We start from the raw sequence: 25,990 nt of genomic DNA, 5'->3' as shown, positions 1-25,990 counted from the left end.
AAGCAACTCTAGGCGGCCGCGGAATCGCTTTTCGCCTCGGTCGGCAGGTCGCGCAGGTGCCGCAGGGGCGAGCACACGACCCACAGGACGGCGGCGGCCTCGCCGGCGACGGAGACCCACATCGCGCCGCGCAGCCCGAGCCCTTCGCCGAGCGCGCCGCCGAGCAGGCCGCCGAGCGGGATGGTGCCCCAGACGACGAACCGCACGCTCGCGTTCATCCGGCCGAGCAGCCGGTCCGGGCAGATCGCCTGCCGGTAGGAAACCTGCGCGATGTTGTAGATGATGATCCCGAACCCGCTGAAGACGAGCCCGAACCCGGAGAGCGCGAGCCGCCAGTCCGGCGCGGCGAGCGGGACCAGCAGGTAGCCGGGCGCGGTGACCAGCGGGACCAGCCAGATCGCGCGGGACTGGCCGACCCGGCGGGTGACCGCGCCCGAGCAGACCGCACCGAGGATGCCACCGGCGCCGCCGACCGCCATCAGCGCGCCCACCGCGGCCGGCGGCAGCCCGACGGTCCGCGTCAGGAACAGCACGTTCACCGCGATGAACGCGCCGTTGAAGAAGTTCGCCGTCGCCGTCGTGCCCACGATCGCCCGCAACGGCTTGTCGGAGAAGACGAACCGCAGGCCCTCGGCGATCTGCGGGAGCAGCCGGGCGTGACCGTCGCGCCGCGGCACGGGTTCCGCCGCGCGGATCCGCAGCAGGCACAGCGCCGAGCTGAGGAAGCCCAGGCCGGTGACCAGCACGGTGTTCGCCGCGGTGATCAGCTGGACCAGCACGCCGGCCGCGCTCGGCCCGGCGATCTGCGCGGTCGACTGGACGGCCTGCAGCTTGGCGTTGCCCTCGAGGAGGTGCTCCCGGCCGACGAGCGAAGGCAGGTACGACTGGTAGGCGATGTCGAAGAACACCGTCGCGATGCCGACGAACAACACGACGACGAGCAGCTGGGCGAGCGTCAGCACCCCCGCCCACCAGGCGACCGGCACGCTCAGCAGCAGCGCCGCCCGCGTGAAGTCGGCGGTGAGCATGACCCGGCGGCGGCGCATCCGGTCGACCCACACGCCCGCGGGCAGCCCGATGAGCAGGAAGGCGAGCGTCTCGGCCGCGGTGAGCAGGCCCATCTCGAACGGCGTCGCGGCGAGCGTGACCGCCGCGAGCAGCGGGACGGCGGTGTTGCCGACGAACACGCCGAACTGGCTGGCCGTGTCGCCGGCGAAGAGCCGCCTGAAGTCGGCGTGGCGGAAGAGTGACCCCCGGTGCATGGCTCCCGAGTGTGGACCGAGTGATTGGAAAGTGTCAATCACTGTTCGCTCTAAGCTGTGCGCCGTGCCGCCCGAGAAACGACGTACCGCCACCGAAGCCGAGGCCGCCGCGCTGGCCTCCGGAATACGGCTGCGCATCATCCGGTTGACCTTCTCGGAGGCGCTGACGAACAAGGAGCTCGCCGAAAGGCTGGGCCGGGACCCGGCGACGACGCTGCACCACGTGCGCAAGCTCGTCGAGACCGGCTTCCTCGCCGCGCAGCCGCCGCGCCGCGGAGCCCGGGGCGCCAAGGAAATCCCGTATCTTTCGACGGGCCTTTCGTGGACACTCGACTCATGCGGTGACAAGGGCGTGGAACAGGCGGTTCTCGAGGCCTATCTGGCCGAGATCGCCGAGACCGGATTCGAGGGCGTGCACCAGTCGCGCCTGGTCGTCCAGGTGGCCCCCGAGGAGCGGGCGGAGCTGGAAAACCGGCTCAACGCCCTGCTCGAGGAGTTCCGTGCGCGTCCCCGCCGTCCCGGCGCGGAACGCACCGCGATCTACCTCGCCACCTATCCCAGCACGTAAAAGTTCGGTTCCCGCGGCGAAACGTGGGAACATGGAGGCACGATGACAGAACTGACACACACCGAAGACCACGACGACGACCTGTACGACCCGTCGACAGGCGAGATGGAGCTCGAAGACCGCGCGTCACTGCGCCGGGTCCGGGGACTGTCCACGGAGCTCGAGGACGTCACCGAGGTCGAGTACCGGCAACTGCGGCTGGAACGCGTCGTGCTGGTCGGCGTGTGGACCGAGGGCACGGCCCTGCAGTCCGAGGCGTCGCTGGCCGAGCTGGCGCGCCTGGCCGAGACGGCGGGCTCGGAGGTCCTCGAAGGCCTCATCCAGCGCCGGCCCAAGCCGGACCCGGCCACCTACATCGGTTCGGGCAAGGTGAAGGAGCTGCGCGACATCGTCTCCTCCACCGGCGCCGACACGGTGATCTGCGACGGCGAGCTCTCGCCCGGCCAGCTGCGGCAGCTCGAGGAGAAGGTGAAGGTCAAGGTCATCGACCGGACCGCGCTGATCCTCGACATCTTCGCCCAGCACGCCCGGTCCAAGGAGGGCAAGGCGCAGGTCGAGCTGGCCCAGCTGCAGTACCTGATCCCGCGGCTGCGCGGGTGGGGTGCGTCGCTGTCCCGGCAGGCCGGTGGCCGCGCCGGTGGCGCGAACGGCGGTGTGGGCCTGCGTGGTCCCGGTGAGACGAAGCTCGAGACCGACCGGCGGCGGATCAACAAGCGCGTGGCGAAGCTGCGTCGCGAGATCGCGGCCATGGACACCATCCGCGAGACCAAGCGCGGGCGGCGGCTGGCCAACGAGGTGCCCAGCGTGGCGATCGTCGGCTACACCAACGCCGGCAAGTCGAGCCTGCTCAACGCGCTGACCGGGGCCGGGGTGCTGGTGGAGGACGCGCTGTTCGCCACCCTCGACCCGACCACGCGGCGCGCGCAGACCGCGGACGGCCGCGGCTACACGCTGACCGACACCGTCGGCTTCGTGCGGCACCTGCCGCACCAGCTGGTGGACGCGTTCCGCTCGACGCTGGAGGAGGCCGCGGACGCGGACCTGCTGCTGCACGTGGTGGACGGGTCCGACCCGGCGCCGGAGGAGCAGGTCAGCGCCGTGCGCGAGGTGCTCGGCGAGATCACGCGCAAGCGCAAGGAACCGCTCCCGCCGGAGCTGCTGGTGATCAACAAGATCGACGCGTCCGACGAGGTCAGCCTCGCCCGGCTGCGGCACGCGCTGGCCGGCTCGGTGCCGGTGTCGGCGCGGACCGGGGCGGGCATCGCGGAGCTCGTCGAGGTGATCGCCGACCGCCTGCCGCGGCCGGAGGTCACGGTCGACGTCCTGGTGCCGTACTCGCGCGGCGAGCTGGTCGCGCGGGCGCACGCGGACGGCGAGGTGCTCGAAGAGGAGCACGTCGCGGACGGCACGCGCCTGCTCGTGCGGGTCCGCCCGGACCTCGCCGCGGCTTTGCGCGACTACGAGACCAACTCGACCAGGGCCTGAGACGTCTCCGTAGTGTGCGATCCATCGGGGTCGCACACTACGGAGGTGGCTGGGTGCGCTGGGTGGTCGTTCTCGTCTTCATGGCCGTGTTCGGCGGGGCGGTACCCGCGTCGGCCGCGGAGACGCCCCAGCCGTTGTGCACGATGAAGGATCCGCGCATCGGCGAGCTGTCCGGCCTGGTGTCGGACGGCTCGAAGCTCTACGCGATCAACGACGGCGGCACCAAGGTCCAGGTGTTCGTGCTCGGGCGCGACTGCAAGGTCCAGAAGGTCCTGTCGGATCGCACGGACCCGTTCGACGTCGAGGACCTGGCCCGGACGCCCGACGGGACGCTGTGGCTGTCGGACACGGGGGACAACAAGAAGGGGCGGCTGACGGTCGCTCTGCTGGAGCTGAGCCCGGCGGGCAAGCTGACGGTGCACCGGCTCACGTACCCGGACGGCCAGCACGACACCGAAGCGCTGATCATGGACAAATCGGGGACGCCGTACCTGATCACCAAGGACATCCTGGGCGAGGCCCGGGTGTACCGGCCGCAGGGGCCGCTGGCGAGCCCGGGGCCGACGAACCTGGAGAAGGTCGGCACGGTGAAGATCGCGACCACGGACACCCAGGGCGGCCCGGTGGGCTCGATCGGCTCGGTGCTGGTCACGGGCGGCGCGTCGTCGGCCGACGGGACCGTGGTGGCGTTGCGGACCTACACGGACGCGTATGTGTACGCGGCCCCGGACGGCGATGTGCTCGCCGCGTTGCAGCGGACGCCGGTCCGGATCCCGTTGCCGGGGGAGAAGCAGGGCGAAGCGATCGCGTTCGACCCCGATGGGACGTTGCTGTCGGGCAGCGAAGGGGTGGGCGAGCCGATCCGCGCGGTGCGCGGGGCGGCGGCCTCGGCGCCTGCGCCTTCTTCGGACGGGAAGCCGGCTTCGAGCGCGGGTGGTGAGTCCGGTTCGGACGGTGGGGGAGTGCCGGTGCTGCCGGCGGCGGGGATCGCGGTGGCCGTGGTGGGGCTCGGGTGGTTCGGGTTCAGCCGGCTGCGCCGCCGGAGGGGCTGAGCGCGGTTTGCCTCGGGGGCGCGAACGGTCCGTTCGCGCTCTTCGCCGTCCACAAGGGATCGTCCTTCGCGCGGTGCGGGGCGCGGCCGCGTGAGCCGCGCGTCCTGCGCACCGCGCGAAGGAAACCTCGACCGGAGCGGCGGCGGACAGGGCCGGGCATCCCGTCCGCCCGCCGCATCGCGGTCAGGCTCGCTTCCCGATCTCGGCTCCCCACGGCCGAAGATCATCCGATCCGGTGAACCTCCCGGGCCGTGCGATAGCCCGGGTTCACCTCGTCAGAGGCGCCGGAGCACCGCCACGACCTTGCCGAGCACCGTGGCGTCGTCGCCGGGGATCGGCTCGTACGCCTCGTTGTGCGGCATCAGCCAGATGTGGCCGCCCTTGCGCTTGAACGTCTTGACCGTGGCCTCGCCGTCGATCATCGCCGCGACGATCTCGCCGTTGTCCGCGTCGGGCTGCTGGCGGACCACGACCCAGTCGCCGTCGGTGATGGCCGCGTCGACCATCGAGTCACCCGTGACCTTCAGCAGGAACAGCTCGCCCTCGCCGACGATCTCCCGCGGCAGCGGGAACACGTCCTCGATGGCCTGCTCGGCCAGCACCGGGCCACCGGCGGCGATCCGGCCGACCAGCGGCACGTACGCCGCCTTCGGCATGACCGGCTGCTGGTCCATCTCGATGCCCATGGGGTTGTCGTCGGTCGCCGAGAGGACACCCACCGCGCGGGGCCGGTTCGCGTCCCGGCGCAGGTAACCCTTGCGCTGCAGGGCGCGCAGCTGGTGCGAGACCGACGACGTCGACGTCAGCCCCACCGCCTCGCCGATCTCGCGGACGCTCGGCGGGTAGCCGAACCGGCTCACCCACGAGCGGATCACGTCGAGCACCTGCTGCTGGCGGACGGTGAGGGTCTCGTCCACGTCGTAGACCTCGGGCATGGGGTGCACACTGCCCCCGGGGGACCCACTGGTCCTGCCCGCCTTGTTCTCCTTCGCCACTGCGTCGCCTCCCAGACGTTCGCTGCACGTATCGCGCGCCGGCCGCCGCCCGCCGGGTGCGGGCAGCCTCGCCGGCGGCATCTGCCCGGCAGATGCCCTGGTCACCGACGTTAGCCCCCGGGCACGACGATTTCAAACATCTGTTCGATCGACACGCCGTGTCCGCTCGATTTTGTCGGTGGTAGGTGGTAGACCTTCGCACGGGCGTTCGATAGAACGCCTGTTCGACCTTGATCCACGGGCCGGCACCGGCCATGGAAACGGGCGGACACCAGGGTTTCGAGGAGGTTCGGATGTCCATTCTGGCCGAACGCGGGCACGCCCGCCCGGCGACCCCGGTCCCGGCGCAGCCCCGTCCCGTCCGCGTCCTGCGCGGCCGCCGCGGCGAGGTCCAGCGCCCGCCGACGCGCGCGAGGGTCGTGGCGGGCCGCCGCCCGGCCGGCGCGCCGTGCGCGGCGCCCCGCCGGGTCCCGGTCCGCTGGCCGTGGCTGGCGGCGCTGGCGGTGGCGAGCTGCCTGGTGGTCACGGGCCTGGGCCTGTTCGGCGGCGGGACGGCGGAAGCCCCGGTCCCGGCGCAGACGGCGACGGTATCGGTGGGCCAGGGCGACACGCTCTCGTCGATCGCGGCGAGGTTCGCCCCGGACAGCGACCCCGGCGCGGTCGTGGCCCGGATCAAGGAGCTGAACCGGCTGGACGACGCGGTGCTGGTGCCGGGGTTGCCGCTGACGGTCCCGGTCGCCGACGTTCCCGCGCCGTGATCGCTCGCCGGTTTTCCAGGGATGTTCGCAGTGGGGCTGTGCCGAGGCGCGGGTGAACGACGGCGCCGGCTTCGGAGTTGCGATCGCGGTGTCGCGCGCTGAGGCGCGGGCGAATAACGGCGCCGGCTTCGGAGTTGCGATCGCGGTGTCGCGCGCGCTGAACCTCGCGCTTTCGTCGCGCGCCGCGAACACGGGCCGCGAAGTCACCCTCCCCGGTGAATCCGCCGGCCCGTCGAAACCACTCGCCCGGCCGATCCGGGCCACCGCCGAAGCGTCCTGTCGCGCCACCCGAACAGACCAACCCCGTCCCGACCTGGGCGACTGCTCCGCCGCCCGCCGATCGCCACCGCGCGACACCCCCGGCGAGGCGCCACCCGGGCGGGTCCGCCACCGGCCGCGTCGCTTGCGCACACCCTCGCCGAGTTCTACGCTCGCCCGCTATATGTAGTAGTTACACCGCTGTAGTTGGTCCACAGGTTGGGGTAGACTGGGCAGCAGTTGTCCACAGCTGGTCGGCGTTTACCCACCGGATGTCCACAAAACGATCACCAGGTGCAGGGGTGCATGGTGGCCGCGGAGGACGTCGACCGCGGGCGGCCGGCGAGGAGGGGAAGGTGATCGGCGGATGAGGTGCCCGTTCTGCCGGCATGCGGACTCCCGGGTCGTCGACTCGCGAGAGGTGGATGAAGGCCAGGCGATCCGCCGGCGGCGCTCGTGCGCGTCGTGCGGGCGGCGGTTCACGACCTCGGAGACGATGGTGCTCGCCGTCGTCAAGCGGTCCGGGGTCACCGAACAGTTCAGCCGGGACAAGGTGGTGAGCGGCGTCCGCCGCGCCTGCCAGGGCAGGCCGGTCGACGACGACGCGCTGCAGCAGCTCGCGCAGCGCGTGGAGGAGTCGATCCGCTCCGCCGGTCTGGCGGAGATCCCGAGTCACGAGGTCGGCCTGGCCATCCTGGGCCCGCTGCGTGAGCTCGACGGGGTCGCCTACCTCCGGTTCGCCAGCGTCTACCGCTCCTTCTCCTCGGTCGAGGACTTCGAGAAGGAGATAGCCGATCTTCGTGAGGCCATGGCGGGTTCTGCTGCTCCGGAGGAGAGCGATCAGCGCGAAGACGGCGATTGACCGTCCCGCTGCGGGAGTGAGGGTTCGACCGATGACCGAAACCGTGGGAACCGGGGCCGGCACGGCCGCCGGCAAGAAAAGCAAGGCGGCCGGCGGGCTGAGCGTGAAGCGCGTCTTCACCACCGAGGGGAAGCACCCCTACGACCAGGTGACCTGGGAACAGCGCGACGTCGTGATGACGAACTGGCGCGACGGCTCGGTCAACTTCGAGCAGCGCGGCGTGGAGTTCCCCGACTTCTGGTCGGTCAACGCCACCAACATCGTCACCAGCAAGTACTTCCGCGGCGCCGTCGGCAGCCCGCAGCGCGAGCGCAGCCTCAAGCAGCTCATCGACCGCGTCGTGAAGACCTACGTCAAGGCCGCGCGCGACCACGGCTACTTCGCCTCGCCGCAGGACCTCGAGATCTTCGAGCACGAGCTCACCTGGATGCTGCTGCACCAGGTCTTCAGCTTCAACTCCCCGGTCTGGTTCAACGTCGGCACGGCGTCGAAGCAGCAGGTCAGCGCCTGCTTCATCCTCGCCGTCGACGACACGATGGAGTCGATCCTCAACTGGTACCGCGAGGAGGGCCTCATCTTCAAGGGCGGCTCCGGCGCCGGCCTGAACCTCTCCCGCATCCGCTCCTCGAAGGAACTGCTGACCTCCGGCGGCACCGCGTCCGGCCCGGTCTCGTTCATGCGCGGCGCCGACGCGTCCGCGGGCACCATCAAGTCCGGCGGCGCCACCCGGCGCGCGGCGAAGATGGTCGTGCTCGACATCGACCACCCGGACATCGAGGAGTTCGTCCAGACGAAGGCGCGCGAAGAGGAGAAGATCAAGGTCCTCCGCGACGCCGGGTTCGACATGGACCTCTCCGGCGCGGACATCTCCTCGGTGCAGTACCAGAACGCGAACAACTCGGTCCGCGTGTCCGACGAGTTCATGCAGGCGGTCGAGAACGGCACCGACTTCGGCCTGCGCGCCCGGCTCACCGGCGAGGTGATCGACCGGACCGACGCGAAGAAGCTGTTCCGCAGCGTCGCGCAGGCCGCGTGGGAGTGCGCCGACCCCGGCATCCAGTACGACGGCACGATCAACGACTGGCACACCTGCCCCGAGTCGGGCCGGATCACCGCGTCGAACCCGTGCAGCGAGTACATGCACCTCGACAACTCGAGCTGCAACCTCGCCTCGCTGAACCTCCTCAAGTTCGTCACGCCCGAGGGCACCTTCGACGCGCCGCTGTTCGCGCGCGCCGTCGAGTTCGTCATCACCGCGATGGACGTCTCGATCTGCTTCGCGGACTTCCCGACCGAGCCGATCGCCGACACCACGCGCAAGTTCCGCCAGCTCGGTATCGGCTACGCGAACCTCGGCGCGCTGCTGATGGCGCTGGGCCACGCGTACGACTCCGACGGCGGCCGCGCGCTCGCGGCGGCGATCACGTCGCTGATGACCGGGGTGTCCTACCGCCGCTCGGCGGAGATGGCCCAGGTCGTCGGCGCGTACGAGGGCTACGCGCGCAACGCCGAGTCGCACCAGCGCGTGATGCGCAAGCACGCGGCGGCGAACGAGCTCGTCCGCACCTACCACTCGAACGACGCCGCGGTCCGCGCGCTGGCGACCGAGGAGTGGAAGAAGGGCATCGACATCGGCGCGAAGCACGGCTGGCGCAACGCGCAGGCGTCGGTGCTCGCCCCGACCGGCACCATCGGCTTCATGATGGACTGCGACACCACCGGGATCGAGCCGGACTTCTCGCTGGTGAAGTTCAAGAAGCTCGTCGGCGGCGGCTCGATGCAGATCGTCAACCAGACGGTGCCGCGCGCGCTGACCGCGCTGGGTTACCAGGACGAGCAGGTCGAGGCGATCGTCGAGTACGTGGCGCAGAACGGCCACGTCGTCGACGCGCCGGGGCTGCGTCCCGAGCACTACGAGGTGTTCGACTGCGCGGTCGGCGAGCGCTCGATCGCGCCGATGGGCCACGTCCGGATGATGGCGGCGGTGCAGCCGTTCCTCTCCGGCGCGATCTCGAAGACGGTCAACATGCCGGAGTCGGCGACGGTCGAAGAGGTCGAGGAGATCTACTTCCAGGGCTGGAAGCTCGGCCTCAAGGCCCTCGCGATCTACCGCGACAACTGCAAGGTCGGCCAGCCGCTGTCCACGGCGAAGAAGGAAACGGCGGCCGCCTCCGCCGAGCCGGAGAAGGTTGTCGAGTACCGCCCGGTCCGCAAGCGCCTGCCGAAGAAGCGCCCGAGCCAGACGGTGTCGTTCACGGTCGGCGGCGCGGAGGGCTACCTGACGGCGGGCTCGTACCCGGACGACGGCCTCGGCGAGATCTTCGTCAAGCTGGGCAAGCAGGGCTCGACCCTGGCCGGCGTGATGGACGCGTTCTCGATGTCCATTTCGGTCGGTCTGCAGCACGGCATCCCGCTCGAGTTCTACGTTTCGAAGTTCTCGAACCTGCGCTTCGAGCCGGCCGGCATGACCGACGACCCGGACATCCGCATCGCGACGAGCGTGATGGACTACCTGTTCCGCCGCCTGGCGCTGGACTACCTGCCGTACGAAAAGCGCTCGCAGCTGGGCATCCTGTCGGCGGACGAGCGTTCGGCGGAGGTGGAGGCCACCTACGGCTCCCCGAAGGTCGACCTCGAGGCCCTTCAGTCCACAGTGGATGCCTCGCCGGAGCCGCACGTGGCGGAGCCGGAGCACCCGCACCGCGAAGCCCAGACGACGACGGAGCTGATGGAGCTGCGCCTCGGCAAGGCGGCGGACGCCCCGCTGTGCATGACGTGCGGAACGAAGATGCGCCCGGCAGGCTCGTGCTACGCCTGCGAAGGCTGCGGCGCGACTTCCGGTTGTAGCTGACGACCGGAGCCGCGGCGGGCGTTCGGTTCAGCCGAACGCCCGCTGCAGCTCCGAGATCGGCGGCAGCTCGGCCACGAACCCGAACCGCCCGGCGCGCATCTCGCGTGCACCGTCCATGAAGGACTTCAACGCCAGCCGGGACAACGCCGCGCCGATGCTGATCCGGCGGACGCCGACCTCCGCCAATTGCTCGATCGTGATCGACGGATCGGCGAACCCCATCACCACGTTCACCGGCTTGCCGACCGACGACACCACCGCGCGCATCTCCTCGAGCGTCCGCAGGCCCGGCGCGTAGAGCACGTCCGCACCCGCTTCCTCGAACGCCTGCAGGCGCTTGATCGTGTCGGCGAAGTCGTTCGCGCCCCACAGCTGGTTTTCGGTGCGGGCCGTGAGCACCACCGAGCGCGCCCGGGCCGTCTCGACCGCCGCGCGGACCCGGTCGACCGCCAAGCCGAAGTCGTAGATCGGGTTGTCCGGGTCGCTCGACTGGTCCTCGATCGACGCGCCCACCGCGCCCGCCCCGGCGGCCGCATCGATCATCTTCGCCGCTTCCGCCGGCTCGTCGGCGAACCCGTTCTCGAGGTCCGCGTTCACCGGCAACGGCGTCGCGTCGGCGATCTCCCGGATGTTGGCCAGGATCTCCGCCCGGGTCGCCCGGGGCCGGCCCCGCACGTTGGCCACCCCGAGACTCGTGGTCGCCAGCGCCGGGAACCCCAGGTGGGCCAGCAGCCGGGCCGTTCCCGCGTCCCACGGGTTCGGCAGCAGGAAGGGCTCGGGCCGCTCGTGCAGGGCCCGGAAGTCGTCGGCAGTCGTCATGCGGTCAGCTTCCTCCCGCGACGGCCGCCGGACAACGGGCCAGCACCCGCGCCACCGCCTCCGGGAGCTCTTCCGGCTGCCCGCGCCAGGCGATGAAGTGGTCCGGGCGCACCAGCACCGCGCCGCCGTCGGCGATTCCCGTGTCCCGCAGCCATTCTTCATCCTCGACGACGTGGACGTCGAAATCACCCGCCGGGGGTGCGCCGGGGCCCGTGAGCAGCGTGAGCCGGCGCCCGACCAGGTCCAAAGTAGACAAGTCGGCCGCGATCCAGGCGTGGGGGAGCCGGGATCCCGGCGTCCCGTCGAGCACGACGTCCTCCGTCGACGGCAGCCCGGGCCGCGCGCCGAGCACCGCCGCGGAGTCGTAGCGGTAGCCGAGGTGGACGACCGGCGCGTTGACCACACCCGCGGCGGCGCGGGCCGCGGCGGCCGCCGGGCCCTGCTCCCAGTGCAGCCGCGGATCCGCCAGCCGCCGCAGCGCCTGATCGAGCGCGAGCGCCGCCACCGGACGGCGTTCGGCCTCATAGGTGTCCAGCAGCGCGGGCCCCGCGGTGCCGTCGAGGACCGCGGCCAGCTTCCACGCCAGGTTGTGCGCGTCGGCGATGCCGGTGTTCGCGCCGAACGCCCCGAGCGGCGGCACCGCGTGCGCCGCGTCGCCGGCGAGGAACACCCGCCCGGCGCGGAACCGGTCCGCCAGCAGCCCGCGCACCCGCCACGGCAGCACGCTCAGCACCTCGACCGCGAGGTCCGGGACGCCGACCGCGGCCCGGATCGACGCGACGCAACGCGCGGGCGGGAAGGCCTCCACCGGCTCGTCACCGAGCTCGGTGTGGAAGATCCAGTCCTTCTCGGCGTCGACGGTCACCAGCATCCCGGGCGCGTCCGGCGTCGTGATCGTGCAGTTCGCGAAGTGGTGGCCCTTCGTGTACGGCGTCAGGTCGGCGCGGAACAGGATGTTCAGCAACGGCTGCCCGAGCGCGCCCGGGCCCGTCGTGCCGATGCCGAGCGCGGCCCGCGCCTCGCTGCGGCCGCCGTCGGCCGCGACCAGGTAGTCCACGCGCTCGGTCCGCCGCCCGGCCGGGCCGTCGAGGACCGCGGTGACGCCGGTGTCGTCCTGCTCGAGGGAGACGAGCGTCGTCGAGTACTCGACCACCGCGCCGCGCTCGCGGGCCGCGGCGAGGAGCACCTTGTCGAGCCGGTCCTGCGGGCAGGTGCCGCGCAGCACGCACGGGCTGTGCCGGGACGCGGCGACGTTCGGGCTGTTCGGCGTCGCGGGCGGCGTGTCGGGCAGATCCGCGGTGACCAGCGTGTCGGCGGAGATCTTGCCGAGGCTGGCGGAGCGCCGGACGGCGACCGCCTCGATCGCGTCGGCGATCCCCGCCTGGCGGAAGAACTCCAAGGTCCGGAAGCCGAGGCCGGTGGCGCGCGGGTGCGCGGACGGCCCGTCGGCGCGTTCGACGACGAGTGCCGGCACGCCGTGGCAGGCGAGGAAGAGCGCGGTGGACAGGCCGACGGTGCCGCCGCCGGCGACGAGGACGCGTGACATGGTGACCCCCAGTTGTGGCTACGGTGTTCTCGCTACGGCTACACCGTATCCACTCCGGTACGCTGTTCGCAACGACGACGGGAGGACGACGATGGCCGACGAGCCGGCGCTGGTCTGGGCCAAGGAGCGGCGCAGCCCGCGGCGCCAGGCCCCGAGCGTCGAGCGGATCGTGCGGACGGCGATCGCGATCGCCGACACCGAGGGGCTGCCCGCGCTTTCGATGCGCCGGGTCGCGGCGGACCTCGGCTCGGGCACGGCGTCGCTCTACCGCTACGTCGCGAGCCGCGACGAGCTGCTGGACCTGATGATCGACGAGGTCAAGGGCGCCGAGCGCACCGAGCTCAGCGGCGACTGGCGTGCGGACCTGGCGAGCGTCGCCCACCAGGTCCGCGCGACGCTGCTGCGGCACCCCTGGCTGAGCGGCGAGATCCCCGGCCGCCCGGCGCTGGGGACGAACTCGCTGCGCCGCCACGAAGCCGCCCTCGCGGCGGCGGTGCAGCTCAGCGGCGACATCACCTTCGCGGCGGGGGCGGTGGACGTAGTTCTCGCGTACGTCTTCGGCACCGTGACGCAGGAGCTGGCCGAACTGCAGGCTCAGCGCCGGTCCGGGCTGACGAAGGAGCAGTGGCAGGCGAGCGTCGGCCCGTACATCCGCGAAGTCATCGAGAGCGGCGAGTACCCGCAGTTCTCGCGCCGGGTGATCGAGGGGGAGGAGCGGACCGCCGAAGAGGTGTTCGCCTTCGGCCTGGCCTGCGTGCTCGACGGCATCGCGGCCCGCGCGCCGCGGCCCTGAAACGCGAACGAGCCGGGCTCGCGTGCGCGGGCCCGGCTCGTGCGTTCGCGGATCAGCCGTCGTACGAGTCGTAGTCGAAGTCCTCGTCGTAGTCCTGCCAGCCGTGGTCGTCGGCGTCGGCGTCGGCTTCCGCGGTCACCGAGTGCACGGCCGTGCCGCCCGTGCCGGCCGCCGTGTACCAGTTGTGGTAACCGGCGTACCCCGGCACCGCCAGGGCGTGGACGCCCTCGGACGACGCGCCATCGGGACCGGCCGTCAGGTGGCCCGAGTCGTAGACGGCGTGGTGGTCACCGGCGTGGCTCGCGATGTGCGTCGAGGACGCGCCGTCCGCGCCGGCCCAGTGGGCCTCGTGGACGTAGCCGGCTTCGTCATCGGCGTCGTCGGCTTCGTCATCGTCGTCGGTGTCGGCCGCGGGCTGGGTGTAGGTGACGTGGTCCGCGGTGTCCACCGGGTCGGGGTGGGACACGGCGTGGTGGACGTGGTGGGTCACGGCGACGTCGTCGTCGTCACCGGACCAGCCGTTGTCGTCGTCGTCCCAGTCGCCGTCGTCGTCGGTGCCGGACTCCTCGCTGTGGAACACGCCCGCGCCGCCGATGCCGGCGTAGGTGCTGTCGCTCTCCGACCAGTGGTGGCCCCACCAGTCGGAGCCGCCTTCGGTGTCGGTCGTGGCCGCGCCGCCGATCCCGGCGTAGCTGCCGGAGGTTTCGAAGTGGCTCCAGGGGGTCCAGGGCTCATAGGGGCCGTCGAGCGTGCCGGCCGACGACGGGGCGACGGCGACAAGGGAAATCGGCAATGCGAATGCGCCCGCCAAGGCGAGTCGACGCAATGTGGACATGGTTGATCGGGGTTCCTTCCTGGCTGCGGCTCCCGGGATTTCTCGGGGTTTCCGGGTGCCGGGACAGAACATCTGCCCACTTCGGACGGTACCCGGCAAACCGGCCTTCTGACCTGCACGGATACCCGATCGGTGCGGCGAACCCGCCCGCCGGAGGACAACGGCGGAAAGGCACCGGAACAGCGTAGGCCGGGCGTCAAATGATGTCGGCGTGAATGGCGTCGAATCACACGCTCAGGTAGTCAACTGTTTAACCCGGAAATCGACGGTTCGCGCGTCAGCTCCCGGCCTGCAGGATCCACTCCCGCCCGTCGGGGTCGCGGACGGTCATCTCGCGCGTCCCGAAGTGGGTGTCCTCGAAGGGGGAGACGACGTCGACGTCAGGTGTGACTTCCTTTCCCTTGAGGACGATCTTCATCCCGGTGGGCTGGCTCTCGGGCACCTCTGCGACGAAGATGTAGGGCCCGTCGCCGTTGCGCAGCAGCCCCGAGTTGTGGTCGGTGGCGAAGTCGAGCTCGAACCCGAGGGCCTGGAAGAACTTGGCTGCCTTGCCCCAGTTGTGGGTCTCGAGGTACACGGCTTCGATGGTCATCGCTGGTCTCCTTCGTTCTTGGCCAGGTACTGGCGCAGGGCGTCGGTCACGAGTGCCGAGAGGGACTGCCCGTGGTCGACGGCGTGGTGCTTGACCTCCCGGATCAGGTCCACGGGGAGGTACACGTTGAACTGCTTGACGTCCTTGTCCGCCATGACAGCATGCTAGCATTCTAGACAGCTAGCGCGTCAACCTTCACGAGATCTCCACCGGACCCGCTCGGAAAGCCCACGCCGGCCCGGCATCATCGGACCCGATGAACTGGTTGCGGGAATTCGAAGCGGAAGCCGAACGCCGTCACCGCCGGGACGACCCTCCCTGGGCGCGTGGGGCCCGGCTGCACCCCGACGTCGCCAAAAGCGTGCAGCGGTTCCAGGTCGGCGAGGCCGGGGACGGCGCCAACCTCATCGCGAAAGCCGGCGGCGGCGACTACCTCGCCGCCGTCAAGCTCTTCGTCGCCGAGGAGCAGAACCACGCGCGCATGCTCGCCGGACTCCTGGGCGCCGCCGGGGTGCCGACGATCGAACGGCACTGGTCCGACACCGTGTTCGTCCGCCTGCGACGAGCGCTCGGCCTGCGGCTGGAGCTGATGGTGCTGCTCATCGCCGAGGTCGTCGCGCTGCGGTACTACCGCGCCCTGCGCGACGGCGGCGGCGACCCGCTCGTCACGCAGGTCGCGGCCCGGATCCTCGCCGACGAGGAGCGGCACGTGCCCTTCCACTGCGACCGCCTGCGGATCGGGTTCGCGGGTCTCCCGAAACCCGTGCGCGCCGCGGTGTTCGGGGCCTGGCGGGTGCTGCTGCTCGGCGTCGCGGTGACGGTCGCCGCCGACCACGGGCCGGCGCTGCACCGGCTCGGCGTCGGACGGCTCGTCTTCGTCGCCGATGTGCTCACCGCCTTCGAAGCCGCCCTCGCGCAAATCCGTGGCGATGAGCCGAAACCGAAGTCGCGGTACATCCCGAAGCGCGCGCGGCCACGTGGGCTCGTCTAAAGGAGACGGGCCAATTCCGAAAGCGACGCCGTGATCCGCTCCGGCGTCACCCCTCGCGCGCGCTGGTGCAGGTACAGCTCCGGCGCGAGCGGGGCCAGCAGGACGTCCGCCAGGACGTCGGGGTCCGGTGCGTCCGCGGCCAGCACCTTCACGTGCGTTCGCCAAAAGCCGTACGCGCCCGTCGTGAAGCGGGAGTGGCCGACCTCGGTGCCCAGCACCAGGGGCGCGTGCCGCTCCAGCAGTTCGACCATCGCCGCGTAGAACGCCGACAGCCGCTCGGCCGGCGGCGCGCCCGGGCCCAGCGGTGGGTCGCCGCGCAGCAAGGACTCCTGCAGCCGGCGCTCGTGCTCGTCCAGGAGCGCGACGGCGATCGACGCGCGGTCGGGGTAACGGCGGTAGAGCGTGCCGCGGCCGACGCCGGCCGCGCGGGCGATGTCCTCCATCGTCACGTCCGCCGCGCCGCGGGCGGTGAACAGCTCCTCCGCCGCCTCGAGGATCTTCGCGCGGTTGCGGGCCGCGTCGGCGCGTTCGGGCATGGCGGCAGCCTAGGGAATAAGCGGACGCGGCGTCCAGTTGGCGTCAAGCGGACACCGCGTCCACTTGAGGAGGAACCGTGACCCACCTGCTGCACCTCGACTCCAGCGCCCGCCGCACGTCGTTCTCGCGCGAGCTGTCCGCGCGCTACGCCGCCGGCTGGGCGGGCACCCGGACCTACCGCGACCTCGCCGCGGACCCCGTCCCGGTGATCGGCGAAGCGTGGACCGAGATCTGCGACGCCCTGCTGACCGCCGGGATCACCGACCCCTCGCACTACGCCGACGTCGTCGGAACGCCGTCGCAAAAGCAGGCCTGGGCGATCGTCGAGCCGCTGCTGGCCGAGCTGCTCGAAGCCGACGTCGTCCTGATCGGCGCGCCGATGTACAACTTCTCGATCCCGGCGGCGCTCAAGACGTGGATCGACCAGGTGACGTTCCCGCGGATGTCCCTGCGGGGCAAGGCGTTCGTCATCGCCGGCGCCCGCGGCGGGACGTACGCGCCGGGGACGCCGCGCGCGCCGTTCGACCACCACGAGCGCTACCTGCGCGACTTCATCGCCGGGCACTACGACGTCGACGACGTCCGGTTCGTGCACGCCGAGCTGACCAACGCGCTCGTCGACCCGCACCTGGCCGCACGCGACGGCGAGCGGATCGCGTCGCGTGAAGCGGCTCTGAAGGCGCTCTGATGGGCTGGGTGACGCTCGTCTGCGCCGGGCTCGTCGAGATCGCCTGGTCGCAGAGCATCAAGCCGACGGAGAACTTCACGCGCCCGTGGCCGACGCTCCTGTGCTTCGTGCTCGGCGCCGCCGCCGTCTACCTGCTCTCGCGCGCGATGGACACCGTCCCGGTGGGCACCGCCTACGCGGTGTTCACCGGGATCGGTGCCGTCGGCGCGATCGTGCTCGGCGTCGTCGTGACCAAGGACCCGCTCAGCGTCGGCCGGGTGGCCGCGCTGGCCCTGATCGTCGGCGGCGTCGTGCTGGCCCGCCTCACTTCGTGAGCTGCTCCCACAGGAACTCGAACACCAGCGCCCACTTGAACGCCAGCTGCTCGTTGTCGGCCGCGGCGCCGTGGCCGCCTTCGATGTTCTCGTGGTAGCGGACGTCGTGCCCCTGCTCACGCATGCGCGCCACCATCTTGCGGGCGTGAGCGGGGTGCACGCGGTCGTCGCGCGTGGACGTCACGAACAGCGACGGCGGATACGCACGTCCACTGTGGACGTTCTGGTACGGCGAGTACTTCGCGATGTACTCCCATTCCGCGGCCTCGTCCGGGTCGCCGTACTCGGCCATCCACGACGCCCCGGCCAGCAGCAGGTGGTAGCGGCGCATGTCCAGCAGCGGCACCTGGCTGACGATCGCGCCGAACCGGTCCGGGTAGCGCGTCAGCATGACGCCCATCAGCAGGCCGCCGTTGCTGCCGCCCTGGATCCCCAGCTGCGCCGGCGTCGTGATGCCGCGTTCGACCAGGTCCGCGGCCACGGACGCGAAGTCCTCGTACACGCGGTGGCGCTCGGCCTTGATCGCCTGCGTGTGCCAGCCCGGCCCGTACTCGCCGCCGCCGCGGATGTTCGCGACGACGTACGTGCCGCCGCGCGCCAGCCAGCCGCGGCCGATCATCCCGCTGTAGGACGGCGTCAGCGAGACCTCGAAGCCGCCATAACCGGTCAGCAGCGTCGGGCCGCCTTCGGCGCCGGACGGCCGGACGACGAAGTACGGGACCTTCGTGCCGTCCTCCGACGTCGCGAAGTACTGCGCGACGCTCATCCCCGAAGCGTCGAAGAACGCCGGAGCCTGCTTCAGGACTTCGACCTCTTCGCCGACGTGGCCGTAGCTCAGCGTCGACGGCTGGAGGAAGCCGCTCGAGTTGAGCAGGTACTCGTCGCTGACGTCGGGGTCGGTGTCGAAGATGTCCGCGCTGCCGAACTCCGGCCCGCCGGAAAGCGGTTCCTCGGTCCAGCCGTCCGGGCCCGGCGTCAACGTGCGCAGCTCGGTGCGGACATCGCGCAGCGTGCCGAGCAGCAGGTGGTTGCGCGTCCAGGCCCAGTAGTCGAGCGAGGTGTGGTCGTCGGGCGTGAAGAGCGTCGCGAAGGCGCGGTCGCCGGCCAGGAAGTCGTCGAACCGGATGCCGATCAGCGACCCCGCCGGGTGCTCGGTGCCGCCGACCGTCCACGCCGTCCGCGGCCGCACCAGCAGCCACTCGCGGTGGACGGACGCGCTCGCGTCGTCGGGGACGTCGATCTTGACCAGCGCTTCGGGCGTCCGCAGGTACAGCTCTGACCGGTAGAAGTCGATCGCGCGGCTGACGAAGTCGCGTTCGAAGCCTTCGGTCGGGTCGTGGGACGCGCCGATCGAGACGTCGTCGGGCTTGCCTTCGTAGACCGTGACGGCTTCGTCGAGCGGCGTGCCGCGGCGCCACTCCTTCGCCAGCCGCGGGTAGCCGGAGCTGGTCAGCGTGTCCTCGCCGAAGTCCGTGCCGATGTAGACGCGGTCTTCGTCGATCCAGCCGATCCGAGTCTTCGCCTCCGGCACGGTGAAGCCGCCCTCGACGAACTCGTGCGCGTCGAGGTCGAACTCGCGCACGACCGTGGCGTCCGCGCCGCCGCGCGAGAGCTCGACCAGGCCGCGCCGGTAGTCCGGCCGCAGCACGGTCGCGCCCTGCCAGACCCAGTTCTCGCCCTCGGCCTCGGCCAGCGCGTCGACGTCGATCAGCAGCTCCCACTCGGGCTCGGGCCGCCGGTAGGACTCCAGCGTCGTCCGCCGCCACAGGCCGCGGGGGTGGCTCGCGTCCTGCCAGAAGTTGTAGAGGAACTCGCCGCGGCGGCGGACGTACGGGATCCGGTCGTCGGCGTCGAGCACCTCGCGCAGCTCGTCACGGAGCTCGGCGAAGCGCGCGCCGCGGGTCAGCTCGGCGAGCGTCTCGTCGTTGCGGGCGCGCACCCAGCCGAGCGCGTCGTCGCCGGTCACGTCTTCCAGCCACAGGTAAGGGTCCTCGACACTCATGCCGACAGTTTCGTCCGTCAACGGTCCTGGTGGCCACCGGGACGTGTTCCCGTTTCGTGATCCTTCCCTCTCCGGGGGTCCGTATGCTGGTGCCATTGAGCAGGGGGAGAACGTGAACGACGACGGAATGTCCGGTTTTCCCGCGCCGCCGGCCGGGGACCGGTCGCCGGAACCCGCGTGGACCCCGGAGCCGAACCCCTGGGCGCCGAACTGGGCCGCCGCGCCGCCCGTCCCGATCGCCCCGCCGCGCAGCCGGCTCTGGGGCGCCGTCGCCGGGGTCCTCATCGTCGTGCTGGCGATCTCGCTGATCGCGGCCACCATCCCGCACCGCGTCGACGGGCACGCGTACGTCGCCCAAGGCGTCGACACCGGCCGCGCGTACAGCGGCGGTTCGGACGGCAAGCCCGCGAAGCCGGTGCCGGAACTGGCGCGCAACCCGCTGCTGTCGGCCGGCATCACCCCCGGCCCCGCGACGTGCGCGTTGCCCGACCTCGGCCGGGCGCCCGCGCAGCTCAAGGCGTACTACGGCGCGCTCGTCGACTGCCTGGAGCAGTCGTGGCGCCCGGCGCTGCAGAAGGCGAACGAGCCGACGCTGACCGCCACGGTCTCGGTGACGCTGCCCGAGCACAGCGCGTGCGGCGCGGCGCCGACGGAGAACGAAGCCGTCGCGTACTACTGCGGCGGCGACACCACGATCTACGCCCCGACCGACTGGATGCTGTCGGACGCCGGGCTCAACAAGGCCCGCCACATCGCGACGATCGCCCACGAATACGGCCACCACGTGCAGCGCGAAAGCGGCATCCTGTCCGCGGCGGCGGACAAGATGACCTCGCCGGACGAGGACAGCGCGGCCGACAAGGAGGTCGTCCGCCGGATCGAGCTGCAGGCGAACTGCTTCGGCGCGCTGTTCCTGGCCGCGGTCGCCGGCTCGGGGTCGGTCAGCCGGTCGCTGGCGAACGCCGCCGTCGCCGACTACGGCCGCGCGAACGACAGTGACACGCACGGCTCGCGGGCGCACCAGCTGTCGTGGGCGAAGGCCGGCTACGACGGCAAGAACACCAAGGCGTGCGACACGTGGAGCGCCGCGCCCGCCGACATCAGCTGACGGTCCACGCCGGGTCGCGGCCGAGCAGGGCGAGGAACCGGTCGAGCTCGCTCGCGTCGGGTCCGGTCTCGACGCTGTGGGCGAAGGAGCCGTTCTTCTCGCGGCCCTCGTCCGGGATCCGCTCGGCCAGCTTCAGGGCGACGTGCACGGCTTCGGCGTCGGGCTCGTAGGGCAGGCCGAGCGTGCGGGCCAGGTCCCAGCCGTGCGCGACGGTGTCGACGAGGTGCATGTGCGCGGCGATCGTGCCGGGGAACGTGCCGAAGTGGTTGATCGTGAGCTGCCGGTCCAGCACGCCGTCGTCGGCGAAAGCGGCGAGGAAGTCTTCGACGGACGCCTGGTAGGCGGCCCGGTGGTCGTCGCCGAGGTCGCCGGCGTCCCAGTCCGGGGCCGAGCCTTCGCGGGCCGCGGTCGCGAAGGCGTGGTTCTCGCTGACCTGGTGGCGGAGGAGGTCGGCCAGGGTCCAGCCGGCGCACGGGGTCGGGCGCCGGAGGTCTTCCGGCTTGGCGGCGGCGACGATCTTGTCGAGGACGAGCAGCGTGCGGCGGTCGAGTTCGCGGAGATCCATGCTTCGCACGCTAGGTGGGGGAGCGGACCACGAGAAGTGCCAAATCCGCGCTTCTTCCGGTGTGCCAATCTGGAGCGATGGACGTCCACATCGACCTGACCGGCACGCGCGGGCACCGCGACGCGATCTACCGGCAGCTGCGCGCGGCGATCCTGGACGGCCGGATCCGGCCCGGCGCGGCGCTGCCGCCGACGCGGGAGCTGGCGCAACGCCTGGCGGTCTCCCGGACGACGGTCAGCGCGGCCTACGACCGGCTCACCGCCGAGGGGTTCCTCGCCGGGCGCGTCGGCGCGGGCACGTTCGTCACGGCTTCGTTCCTGACGCGCCCCGCGCCGTCGTCGGTGTCGGGCGTCCGCCCGCTGCCGGAGTGGGACGCGGTGCCGCCGCCGCCCGCGCCGTTCGCACCGGCGCCGGAGTTCGACTTCCGGCCCGGCGTCCCGGACCTCTCGCGGTTCCCGTTCGACACGTGGCGCCGGCTGGTCACGCAGCGGCTGCGCGCGGGCCAGGCCGACCTGATGACCTACGGCGATCCGCAGGGCCTTGCTTCCTTGCGTGCCGAGATCGGGCGGCACATCGGGGTGTCGCGGGACGTCCGGGCGAGCGCGGCGCAGGTCGTCGTCACCGCCGGCGCCCAGCAGACGACGGACCTGGTCGGACGCGTGCTGCTGCGTCCGGGTGACGTGGCCGCCGTCGAGGACCCGGGCTACCCGCCGCCGCGGCTGGTGCTCGCCGCGCGGGGCGTGCGGGTGGCGCCGGTGCCGGTGGACGCCCAGGGGATCGTCGTCGGCGCGATCCCGGCGGAGGCACGGCTGGTGTACGTGACGCCGTCGCACCAGTACCCGCTGGGGCTGTCGATGTCGCTCGAGCGGCGGCTCGAGCTGCTGGACTGGGCCGAGCGGCACGACGCCGTGCTCGTCGAGGACGACTACGACACGGAGTTCCGCCACACCGGACGGCCGCTGGAACCGTTGCACAGCTTGGATTCCCGTGGCCGCGTCGTGTACGTCGGGTCGTTCTCGAAGGTGCTTTCGCCGGCGCTGCGGCTCGGGTTCCTGGTCGCGCCGCCGGCGCTCGTGCCGGCTTTGGTGAAGGCGCGGTACCTCACGGACTGGCACGCGCCGAACGTCGAGCAGGCGGCGCTGGCGGCGTTCATGGCCGAGGGCGGCTTCGCGCGGCACGTCCGGCGGATGCGGAAGGTCTACCGCGAGCGGCACGAGCTGCTGTCGTCGCTTCTTCCGGGCTTCGGCTTCTTGACGCCGTTGCCGTCCTCGGCCGGGCTGCACGTGAGCGCGGTTTCCCCGTCGGATCTGTCGCCTTTGGTGCGTCGCGCCCGCCGCGCCGGCGTCCGCCTGTACTCGCTGGGGGACTTCGCCGTGGGCGAGCGGCGGCACGGGCTGGTGTTCGGTTACGGTGCGGTCGCGACCGAGCGGATCGGGCCGGGACTGGCCCGGCTGCGCGAGCTGGCGGACGGGGGAGCGGCGTGACCGACGACGTTATGGTGGCGATCGACGCCGGTCTGCGGCAGCACATCGGCGGCGACCGCGCGGGGGCGTACGCGACGTTCACGGCGTTGTGGGCGTCGATCGGCCCGGACGGCGACCCGCTGCACCGCGTCGCGCTGGCGCACCACATGGCCGACGTCTGCGACGACCCGGCGGAGGAGCTGGAGTGGGACCTGCGCGCACTGGCGGCGGCGGACTCGCTGACCGACTCGCGCGCCCAGGAATATCACGCGTCGCTGGCCGTGCGCGGGTTCTACCCGTCGCTGCACCTCAACCTGGGCGAGGACTACCGCAAGCTCGGTGACCTCGCGGCGGCCCGTGAGCAGCTGGAACTGGCCCGAGCCCGCCTCGACGCCCTGTGCGACGACGACTACGCGGCGGGGATCCGCGCGGCCCTGGACGGCCTGGCCGAGCGTCTCGGCTGAATCGGTTTGAATACCACGAGAACGCCCCGTTTGCCGGACTTTCGCCGGGGTCCCGGCACCCTTACCCTGTGGTGATCCAGCTCACCGACGGGAAGGATCGCCATGCGGATTGCGGATCTGCTGCGCAAGAAGGGGTCGGCGGTCGCAACGGTCACCCCGGAGACCACGGTGACCGCGTTGCTGGCCGGCCTGGCCGAGAACAACGTGGGTGCGATGGTGGTGGTCGCCCCGGACGGATCGATAGCGGGCATCGTGTCGGAACGCGACGTGGTCCGGCGGTTGAACGAGCACGGGCCGGGCCTGTTGGACGGGCCGGTGTCATCGATCATGACGAAGCTGGTGGCAAGCTGTACGCCGGATGACTCGGTGGACCAGCTGTCGGTGCTGATGACGGAGCGCCGGATCCGGCACGTGCCGGTACTGGCCGATGGGCGGTTGGCCGGGATCGTTTCCATCGGGGACGTCGTGAAGAACCGGATGGAGCAGCTGGAGAAGAGCCAGGAGCAGCTGGAGGCGTACATCTCCCAAGGCTGAGCGGCGTTGGCGCGCGAGGGCCGGCTCACCCGACAAGGGGTAGCCGGCCCTCGGCGTTGTTCCGGTTCTCCCGGACTGTCGTAGGCACCGACTAGGGTCCGACGGCAGGTTTCGGCGAGAGGGGAATCGGTGTGGCGGCGGTGCTGGAACGTTTGAGAAACAGCCTTTTTCGCGAAAGAAACCTGGGGGACTTCGCGGTGTTCGTCCAGGAAGGGCTGTGTTCCGCCACGGAAGCGCGCCGGGCACGCTGGAGCGCCCACCGCTTCGCGTACGGGCCCTTTTACCTGGTCGTAGCGAGCCTGGTGCTGGGGCGTCTCGGGTACGACTTGGTCCAGCCGGTGCCACGCGACGAGTGGCTCGGGGTCGTGCCACTCGCGATGGGACCCAGTCTGATTCCCCTCGTCTACTTGTTCGTGGGGGCCTGGGGTGCGCGGTTCGCGGGCAACCGGATCCAGCGCCAGATCGCGAGGCTGTTGGACGAGCTGGGTGACCTGGACGTAATCGGCACCGGTGCGTCCTTTCGTTGTCGGTACGGCAACCCGGCCCGTCTCGAACAGATCCGGATCCGGGAGCTCAGAGCCCTCCTGCGGCGGGCCGCGGCGACCGTTCCCGGCGAACTGTTGCGGCTGAGCGGTCGTGGTCACCAAGCAGGCGACCTGGTCACGACCGACAAGGTGAAGAACGTTTTCCTCGACGCCATGACCACTGTCCCGAGGCCGGAATCGGCAGCCGAACGGAGAGAGCTCCGCAAGTTCCTGGCGGTTCTTTCCCTCGCGGTCATGGAAGCCGACCCGTACGTCCGGCTGGAGCGCGCCGTCCGCGCGGTTCCGGCCGCTTGCGCGGCGCGCTCCGCTCCGCTCAAGACGTGGGCGTGGCGGCTGCACTCCCTTTCGGTGCCGGAATTGCTGTCGGTCATCGCTTTGCCGGTGGCCGGTTTCGTGGTCGCCAAACTGAGCAGTTTCTCCACACCGACAGGCTTGGCCGTGGCCGGCGCCGCTACAGCTGTCCAGGCCGTGATCCGGTACTGGGAGAACTACAAGAACTGATCTCGTACGCCGGTCACTCGCGCCAGCCCGACAGCTCCACACCCTTCGCCACATCCACCCGGTACGACAGCTTGACCTCGCCCGTTTCGCCCGCCGCCAGCGTCAGCTTCCACGTGAACTCGCCCAGTTCGGACGTCTCCACCGGCTCTGGAGACGTCCGAACGTCCTTCACCGTGACCCCGTCGTCCCGAGAAACCGGCGCTTGATCAAGCACGGTGACGACAGCGGAACGCGGCCCGTGGTTCCCCACCGAAATCTTGTACTCCGCCTCACGCCGCTTCTGCCCCGACAAAGTCGCCTTCGAAGCCGTCCGCCGGATCAGCTCCCGTTCGACGCGGATCCGGTCGTCCACCCCCAACGCCAGCTCCAGTTCCTCCCCGGGAGCCCAAGCCTCCAAAGAAGTAGTCCCGACGAACTCGGCGTCGTGAAAAACCGAAGCGCGCCCCGGCCGCAAAGCGAACGAAGACGTGTTGACGACCGTCGCCCGCAAGTAAGCCTCCTCGGCCAGCACCGGTGCGGTCACGTAACCCAAAACAGCCGTCAGCGAAAGCTCAGCCAACGTCGTCCGATGTCCGGACGCCCCCGACGGCACCGCCACCGGACGCGAAGGCCGGTACGTCACCGCCGTCGTTCCCTGCTCCACCGAAGCCAACTTGGGCGCCATCGGAGCAGCGGCCAAAGCGGCGAACCGCGCCCCCTCCGGAATTCCGCCACCCGACCCGCCATAAGCCGCCGCCGGCGCGGCCGGGATCGGGCGGACCCGGTCCAAGAACCACGGCGACAACTCCGGCACCACCACCGAAACCGCCGGCCGCGCGGTCGACAAAGCGAGTTCGCACTCCGGCCAGTCCTCACCCGTGTACTGGCTGACCAGACCATAAGAAAGAACCGTCACATCGGTCCCCCGGACCCGGACGTCGTACCCTGGCTCCCAGCTGGCCCCGGGGACCACATAGGACAGTTCCAGATCGGCAGATCCGGCAGGATCCGAAATCTCCAGCTCCACCACCACCGACGTACTGTCCTCTTCGGACCGGGCACTGTGGGATTCGATCCGCCGGTCCAAAGCGGCGAGGTCCTCGCGCAGCCGCGTGATCCGGTCCGAAAGAACCCGCCGCGCCTTCAGCGCCGACGCCAGACGCGAACTCAACGCATCGGTCACTTCGGCAACCCGCGACGGCTCGGTCGTCCCCGCAGCCAGTGCCTTCGCGAAGCTGCCGCCGCTGCGCTTCGCGAGCGAAGTCAGCAGATCCACCTTCATCGCTTCGGCCGCTTCGTCGTCCACGACGCCGTCGAGCGTCGCCTGGTCGGCGCGCCGCTGCTCCACCAACTCCCGCAACGCCGCGTCGGCCGGGGACGCGTGCCGCTCGGTGCGGACGTCGACTCCCGTGATCAGTGCGGGACCCGTGCCGGTGACGCGCACCGAGCCCGGGTCGAGCGACAGGGGGAGCCCGGCGAACGTCAGGCGCGGCCCGCCGTCGAGCGGAGCCTTGCCCCGGCGGGTGATCCGGGCCTGCTGCGGGTAGACGGTCACGGCGGCGATCGGCGCTTCCACGGTCGGCATGCCCCCGACGTTAGTCTCTTGACACCCCCGCGGCCGGA

General features: G+C 71.1%; 26 protein-coding genes. 15 read left to right on the top strand and 11 right to left on the bottom strand.

Features of this window, described 5'->3' with window-relative positions:
* Nucleotides 1-8: 8 nt before the first annotated feature.
* Complete coding sequence (locus tag ACERZO_RS31250) at nucleotides 9-1,262, bottom strand: MFS transporter (RefSeq protein WP_372668602.1); 1,254 nt, start codon at nucleotides 1,260-1,262, stop codon at nucleotides 9-11.
* 64 nt (nucleotides 1,263-1,326) lie between these two features.
* Between ACERZO_RS31250 and ACERZO_RS31245 the strand changes: the two genes are divergently transcribed.
* The 3 genes from ACERZO_RS31245 to ACERZO_RS31235 are packed head-to-tail and all read left to right on the top strand — an operon-like array spanning nucleotide 1,327 to nucleotide 4,367.
* Nucleotides 1,327-1,830 carry an ArsR/SmtB family transcription factor gene (locus tag ACERZO_RS31245; RefSeq protein ID WP_372668600.1) on the top strand — a complete coding sequence of 168 codons (504 nt, stop codon included), beginning with the start codon at nucleotides 1,327-1,329 and terminating at the stop codon, nucleotides 1,828-1,830.
* A 42-nt stretch (nucleotides 1,831-1,872) separates the two neighbouring features.
* Complete coding sequence (hflX, locus tag ACERZO_RS31240) at nucleotides 1,873-3,315, top strand: GTPase HflX (RefSeq protein ID WP_372668598.1); 1,443 nt, start codon at nucleotides 1,873-1,875, stop codon at nucleotides 3,313-3,315.
* A 53-nt stretch (nucleotides 3,316-3,368) separates the two neighbouring features.
* Entirely contained in the window at nucleotides 3,369-4,367 is a 999-nt protein-coding gene (locus ACERZO_RS31235; RefSeq protein WP_372668596.1) for a hypothetical protein, read from the top strand.
* 275 nt (nucleotides 4,368-4,642) lie between these two features.
* Here the strand turns inward: ACERZO_RS31235 and lexA are convergent, their stop codons facing one another.
* On the bottom strand, nucleotides 4,643-5,302 hold the full coding sequence (gene lexA, locus ACERZO_RS31230; RefSeq protein WP_051736098.1) for a transcriptional repressor LexA: 660 nt from the start codon (nucleotides 5,300-5,302) through the stop codon (nucleotides 4,643-4,645).
* Between the two features lie 353 nt (nucleotides 5,303-5,655).
* On the opposite strand from lexA, the gene ACERZO_RS31225 reads away from it, so the two are divergent.
* The 3 genes from ACERZO_RS31225 to ACERZO_RS31215 all read left to right on the top strand — a co-directional run bounded on the left by ACERZO_RS31225 (nucleotide 5,656) and on the right by ACERZO_RS31215 (nucleotide 10,091).
* Nucleotides 5,656-6,120 (top strand): LysM peptidoglycan-binding domain-containing protein, encoded by a 465-nt coding sequence (locus ACERZO_RS31225; protein ID WP_372668595.1) that lies wholly within the window; start codon nucleotides 5,656-5,658, stop codon nucleotides 6,118-6,120.
* Between the two features lie 625 nt (nucleotides 6,121-6,745).
* Nucleotides 6,746-7,240, top strand: a complete 495-nt coding sequence (nrdR, locus tag ACERZO_RS31220; protein WP_086676168.1) for a transcriptional regulator NrdR — start codon at nucleotides 6,746-6,748, stop codon at nucleotides 7,238-7,240.
* 31 nt (nucleotides 7,241-7,271) lie between these two features.
* Nucleotides 7,272-10,091 (top strand): vitamin B12-dependent ribonucleotide reductase, encoded by a 2,820-nt coding sequence (locus ACERZO_RS31215; protein WP_372668593.1) that lies wholly within the window; start codon nucleotides 7,272-7,274, stop codon nucleotides 10,089-10,091.
* A gap of 27 nt (nucleotides 10,092-10,118) precedes the next feature.
* Here ACERZO_RS31215 and ACERZO_RS31210 read toward each other — a convergent pair whose 3' ends face one another.
* Entirely contained in the window at nucleotides 10,119-10,910 is a 792-nt protein-coding gene (locus ACERZO_RS31210; RefSeq protein ID WP_372668591.1) for an isocitrate lyase/PEP mutase family protein, read from the bottom strand.
* A gap of 4 nt (nucleotides 10,911-10,914) precedes the next feature.
* Nucleotides 10,915-12,456, bottom strand: coding sequence for an FAD-dependent monooxygenase (locus ACERZO_RS31205; protein WP_372668589.1), 1,542 nt, complete (start codon nucleotides 12,454-12,456; stop codon nucleotides 10,915-10,917).
* A gap of 91 nt (nucleotides 12,457-12,547) precedes the next feature.
* On the opposite strand from ACERZO_RS31205, the gene ACERZO_RS31200 reads away from it, so the two are divergent.
* Complete coding sequence (locus ACERZO_RS31200; RefSeq protein ID WP_372668587.1) at nucleotides 12,548-13,249, top strand: TetR/AcrR family transcriptional regulator C-terminal domain-containing protein; 702 nt, start codon at nucleotides 12,548-12,550, stop codon at nucleotides 13,247-13,249.
* Nucleotides 13,250-13,301: 52 nt separating this feature from the next.
* On the opposite strand, the gene ACERZO_RS31195 is transcribed toward ACERZO_RS31200, so the two are convergent.
* From ACERZO_RS31195 to ACERZO_RS31185, 3 genes are all read right to left on the bottom strand, one after another.
* Nucleotides 13,302-14,084 carry a hypothetical protein gene (locus ACERZO_RS31195; protein WP_372668585.1) on the bottom strand — a complete coding sequence of 261 codons (783 nt, stop codon included), beginning with the start codon at nucleotides 14,082-14,084 and terminating at the stop codon, nucleotides 13,302-13,304.
* 277 nt (nucleotides 14,085-14,361) lie between these two features.
* Complete coding sequence (locus ACERZO_RS31190) at nucleotides 14,362-14,676, bottom strand: VOC family protein (RefSeq protein WP_372668583.1); 315 nt, start codon at nucleotides 14,674-14,676, stop codon at nucleotides 14,362-14,364.
* A complete protein-coding gene (locus ACERZO_RS31185; protein WP_372668581.1) occupies nucleotides 14,673-14,831 on the bottom strand; it encodes a ribbon-helix-helix domain-containing protein in 159 nt (52 codons plus the stop codon). The genes ACERZO_RS31190 and ACERZO_RS31185 overlap by 4 nt, the downstream gene beginning before the upstream one ends.
* 101 nt (nucleotides 14,832-14,932) lie before the next feature.
* On the opposite strand from ACERZO_RS31185, the gene ACERZO_RS31180 reads away from it, so the two are divergent.
* A complete protein-coding gene (locus ACERZO_RS31180) occupies nucleotides 14,933-15,667 on the top strand; it encodes a ferritin-like domain-containing protein (RefSeq protein ID WP_372668579.1) in 735 nt (244 codons plus the stop codon).
* On the opposite strand, the gene ACERZO_RS31175 is transcribed toward ACERZO_RS31180, so the two are convergent.
* Entirely contained in the window at nucleotides 15,664-16,203 is a 540-nt protein-coding gene (locus ACERZO_RS31175) for a TetR/AcrR family transcriptional regulator (protein WP_372668578.1), read from the bottom strand. The genes ACERZO_RS31180 and ACERZO_RS31175 overlap by 4 nt on opposite strands.
* A gap of 77 nt (nucleotides 16,204-16,280) precedes the next feature.
* Between ACERZO_RS31175 and ACERZO_RS31170 the strand changes: the two genes are divergently transcribed.
* Nucleotides 16,281-16,892 carry an FMN-dependent NADH-azoreductase gene (locus tag ACERZO_RS31170; protein ID WP_372668576.1) on the top strand — a complete coding sequence of 204 codons (612 nt, stop codon included), beginning with the start codon at nucleotides 16,281-16,283 and terminating at the stop codon, nucleotides 16,890-16,892.
* Nucleotides 16,892-17,206 carry a DMT family transporter gene (locus tag ACERZO_RS31165; protein ID WP_372668574.1) on the top strand — a complete coding sequence of 105 codons (315 nt, stop codon included), beginning with the start codon at nucleotides 16,892-16,894 and terminating at the stop codon, nucleotides 17,204-17,206. Before ACERZO_RS31170 ends, ACERZO_RS31165 begins: the two co-directional genes overlap by 1 nt.
* Here the strand turns inward: ACERZO_RS31165 and ACERZO_RS31160 are convergent.
* Nucleotides 17,196-19,208: a prolyl oligopeptidase family serine peptidase gene (locus ACERZO_RS31160; RefSeq protein WP_372668572.1), complete on the bottom strand. Its 2,013-nt coding sequence runs from the start codon at nucleotides 19,206-19,208 to the stop codon at nucleotides 17,196-17,198. The genes ACERZO_RS31165 and ACERZO_RS31160 overlap by 11 nt on opposite strands.
* A 127-nt stretch (nucleotides 19,209-19,335) precedes the next feature.
* Here ACERZO_RS31160 and ACERZO_RS31155 point away from each other — a divergent pair, with 127 nt between their 5' ends.
* Nucleotides 19,336-20,316 carry a neutral zinc metallopeptidase gene (locus ACERZO_RS31155; RefSeq protein WP_372668995.1) on the top strand — a complete coding sequence of 327 codons (981 nt, stop codon included), beginning with the start codon at nucleotides 19,336-19,338 and terminating at the stop codon, nucleotides 20,314-20,316.
* On the opposite strand, the gene ACERZO_RS31150 is transcribed toward ACERZO_RS31155, so the two are convergent.
* Nucleotides 20,309-20,881 (bottom strand): TIGR03086 family metal-binding protein, encoded by a 573-nt coding sequence (locus tag ACERZO_RS31150; protein WP_372668571.1) that lies wholly within the window; start codon nucleotides 20,879-20,881, stop codon nucleotides 20,309-20,311. The two genes, ACERZO_RS31155 and ACERZO_RS31150, sit on opposite strands and share 8 nt — an antisense overlap.
* A 77-nt stretch (nucleotides 20,882-20,958) precedes the next feature.
* On the opposite strand from ACERZO_RS31150, the gene pdxR reads away from it, so the two are divergent.
* The 4 genes from pdxR (at nucleotide 20,959) to ACERZO_RS31130 (ending at nucleotide 24,388) form a co-directional block, all read left to right on the top strand.
* Nucleotides 20,959-22,365 (top strand): MocR-like pyridoxine biosynthesis transcription factor PdxR, encoded by a 1,407-nt coding sequence (pdxR, locus tag ACERZO_RS31145; protein WP_372668569.1) that lies wholly within the window; start codon nucleotides 20,959-20,961, stop codon nucleotides 22,363-22,365.
* The gene (locus ACERZO_RS31140) at nucleotides 22,362-22,808 is read left to right on the top strand and encodes a hypothetical protein (RefSeq protein ID WP_372668567.1); all 447 of its coding nucleotides are present in this window, start codon (nucleotides 22,362-22,364) and stop codon (nucleotides 22,806-22,808) included. Before pdxR ends, ACERZO_RS31140 begins: the two co-directional genes overlap by 4 nt.
* A 102-nt stretch (nucleotides 22,809-22,910) precedes the next feature.
* The gene (locus tag ACERZO_RS31135; protein WP_372668564.1) at nucleotides 22,911-23,342 is read left to right on the top strand and encodes a CBS domain-containing protein; all 432 of its coding nucleotides are present in this window, start codon (nucleotides 22,911-22,913) and stop codon (nucleotides 23,340-23,342) included.
* A 131-nt stretch (nucleotides 23,343-23,473) separates the two neighbouring features.
* Complete coding sequence (locus tag ACERZO_RS31130; protein ID WP_372668562.1) at nucleotides 23,474-24,388, top strand: hypothetical protein; 915 nt, start codon at nucleotides 23,474-23,476, stop codon at nucleotides 24,386-24,388.
* Between the two features lie 13 nt (nucleotides 24,389-24,401).
* Here ACERZO_RS31130 and ACERZO_RS31125 read toward each other — a convergent pair whose 3' ends face one another.
* A complete protein-coding gene (locus tag ACERZO_RS31125) occupies nucleotides 24,402-25,952 on the bottom strand; it encodes a DUF4139 domain-containing protein (RefSeq protein ID WP_372668561.1) in 1,551 nt (516 codons plus the stop codon).
* Between the last annotated feature and the right edge of the window lie 38 nt (nucleotides 25,953-25,990).

The organism is Amycolatopsis kentuckyensis (assembly GCF_041679295.1).
GTDB lineage: Bacteria > Actinomycetota > Actinomycetes > Mycobacteriales > Pseudonocardiaceae > Amycolatopsis > Amycolatopsis kentuckyensis_A.
Note: the sequence above shows the minus strand (reverse complement) of the source record. Positions and strands in the feature narration are given on the sequence as shown.

Coding starts and splice junctions, on each gene's coding strand:
- ACERZO_RS31200 (WP_372668587.1), top strand. CDS start 12,548: ATGGCCGACGAGCCGGCGCTGGTCTGGGCCAAGGAGCGGCGCAGCCCG.
- pdxR (WP_372668569.1), top strand. CDS start 20,959: ATGGACGTCCACATCGACCTGACCGGCACGCGCGGGCACCGCGACGCG.
- ACERZO_RS31205 (WP_372668589.1), bottom strand. CDS start 12,456: ATGTCACGCGTCCTCGTCGCCGGCGGCGGCACCGTCGGCCTGTCCACC.
- hflX (WP_372668598.1), top strand. CDS start 1,873: ATGACAGAACTGACACACACCGAAGACCACGACGACGACCTGTACGAC.
- ACERZO_RS31125 (WP_372668561.1), bottom strand. CDS start 25,952: ATGCCGACCGTGGAAGCGCCGATCGCCGCCGTGACCGTCTACCCGCAG.
- ACERZO_RS31215 (WP_372668593.1), top strand. CDS start 7,272: ATGACCGAAACCGTGGGAACCGGGGCCGGCACGGCCGCCGGCAAGAAA.
- ACERZO_RS31175 (WP_372668578.1), bottom strand. CDS start 16,203: ATGCCCGAACGCGCCGACGCGGCCCGCAACCGCGCGAAGATCCTCGAG.
- ACERZO_RS31190 (WP_372668583.1), bottom strand. CDS start 14,676: ATGACCATCGAAGCCGTGTACCTCGAGACCCACAACTGGGGCAAGGCA.
- ACERZO_RS31250 (WP_372668602.1), bottom strand. CDS start 1,262: ATGCACCGGGGGTCACTCTTCCGCCACGCCGACTTCAGGCGGCTCTTC.
- ACERZO_RS31160 (WP_372668572.1), bottom strand. CDS start 19,208: ATGAGTGTCGAGGACCCTTACCTGTGGCTGGAAGACGTGACCGGCGAC.
- ACERZO_RS31210 (WP_372668591.1), bottom strand. CDS start 10,910: ATGACGACTGCCGACGACTTCCGGGCCCTGCACGAGCGGCCCGAGCCC.
- lexA (WP_051736098.1), bottom strand. CDS start 5,302: ATGCCCGAGGTCTACGACGTGGACGAGACCCTCACCGTCCGCCAGCAG.
- ACERZO_RS31180 (WP_372668579.1), top strand. CDS start 14,933: ATGAACTGGTTGCGGGAATTCGAAGCGGAAGCCGAACGCCGTCACCGC.
- ACERZO_RS31150 (WP_372668571.1), bottom strand. CDS start 20,881: ATGGATCTCCGCGAACTCGACCGCCGCACGCTGCTCGTCCTCGACAAG.
- nrdR (WP_086676168.1), top strand. CDS start 6,746: ATGAGGTGCCCGTTCTGCCGGCATGCGGACTCCCGGGTCGTCGACTCG.
- ACERZO_RS31195 (WP_372668585.1), bottom strand. CDS start 14,084: ATGTCCACATTGCGTCGACTCGCCTTGGCGGGCGCATTCGCATTGCCG.
- ACERZO_RS31165 (WP_372668574.1), top strand. CDS start 16,892: ATGGGCTGGGTGACGCTCGTCTGCGCCGGGCTCGTCGAGATCGCCTGG.
- ACERZO_RS31155 (WP_372668995.1), top strand. CDS start 19,336: ATGTCCGGTTTTCCCGCGCCGCCGGCCGGGGACCGGTCGCCGGAACCC.
- ACERZO_RS31185 (WP_372668581.1), bottom strand. CDS start 14,831: ATGGCGGACAAGGACGTCAAGCAGTTCAACGTGTACCTCCCCGTGGAC.
- ACERZO_RS31135 (WP_372668564.1), top strand. CDS start 22,911: ATGCGGATTGCGGATCTGCTGCGCAAGAAGGGGTCGGCGGTCGCAACG.
- ACERZO_RS31225 (WP_372668595.1), top strand. CDS start 5,656: ATGTCCATTCTGGCCGAACGCGGGCACGCCCGCCCGGCGACCCCGGTC.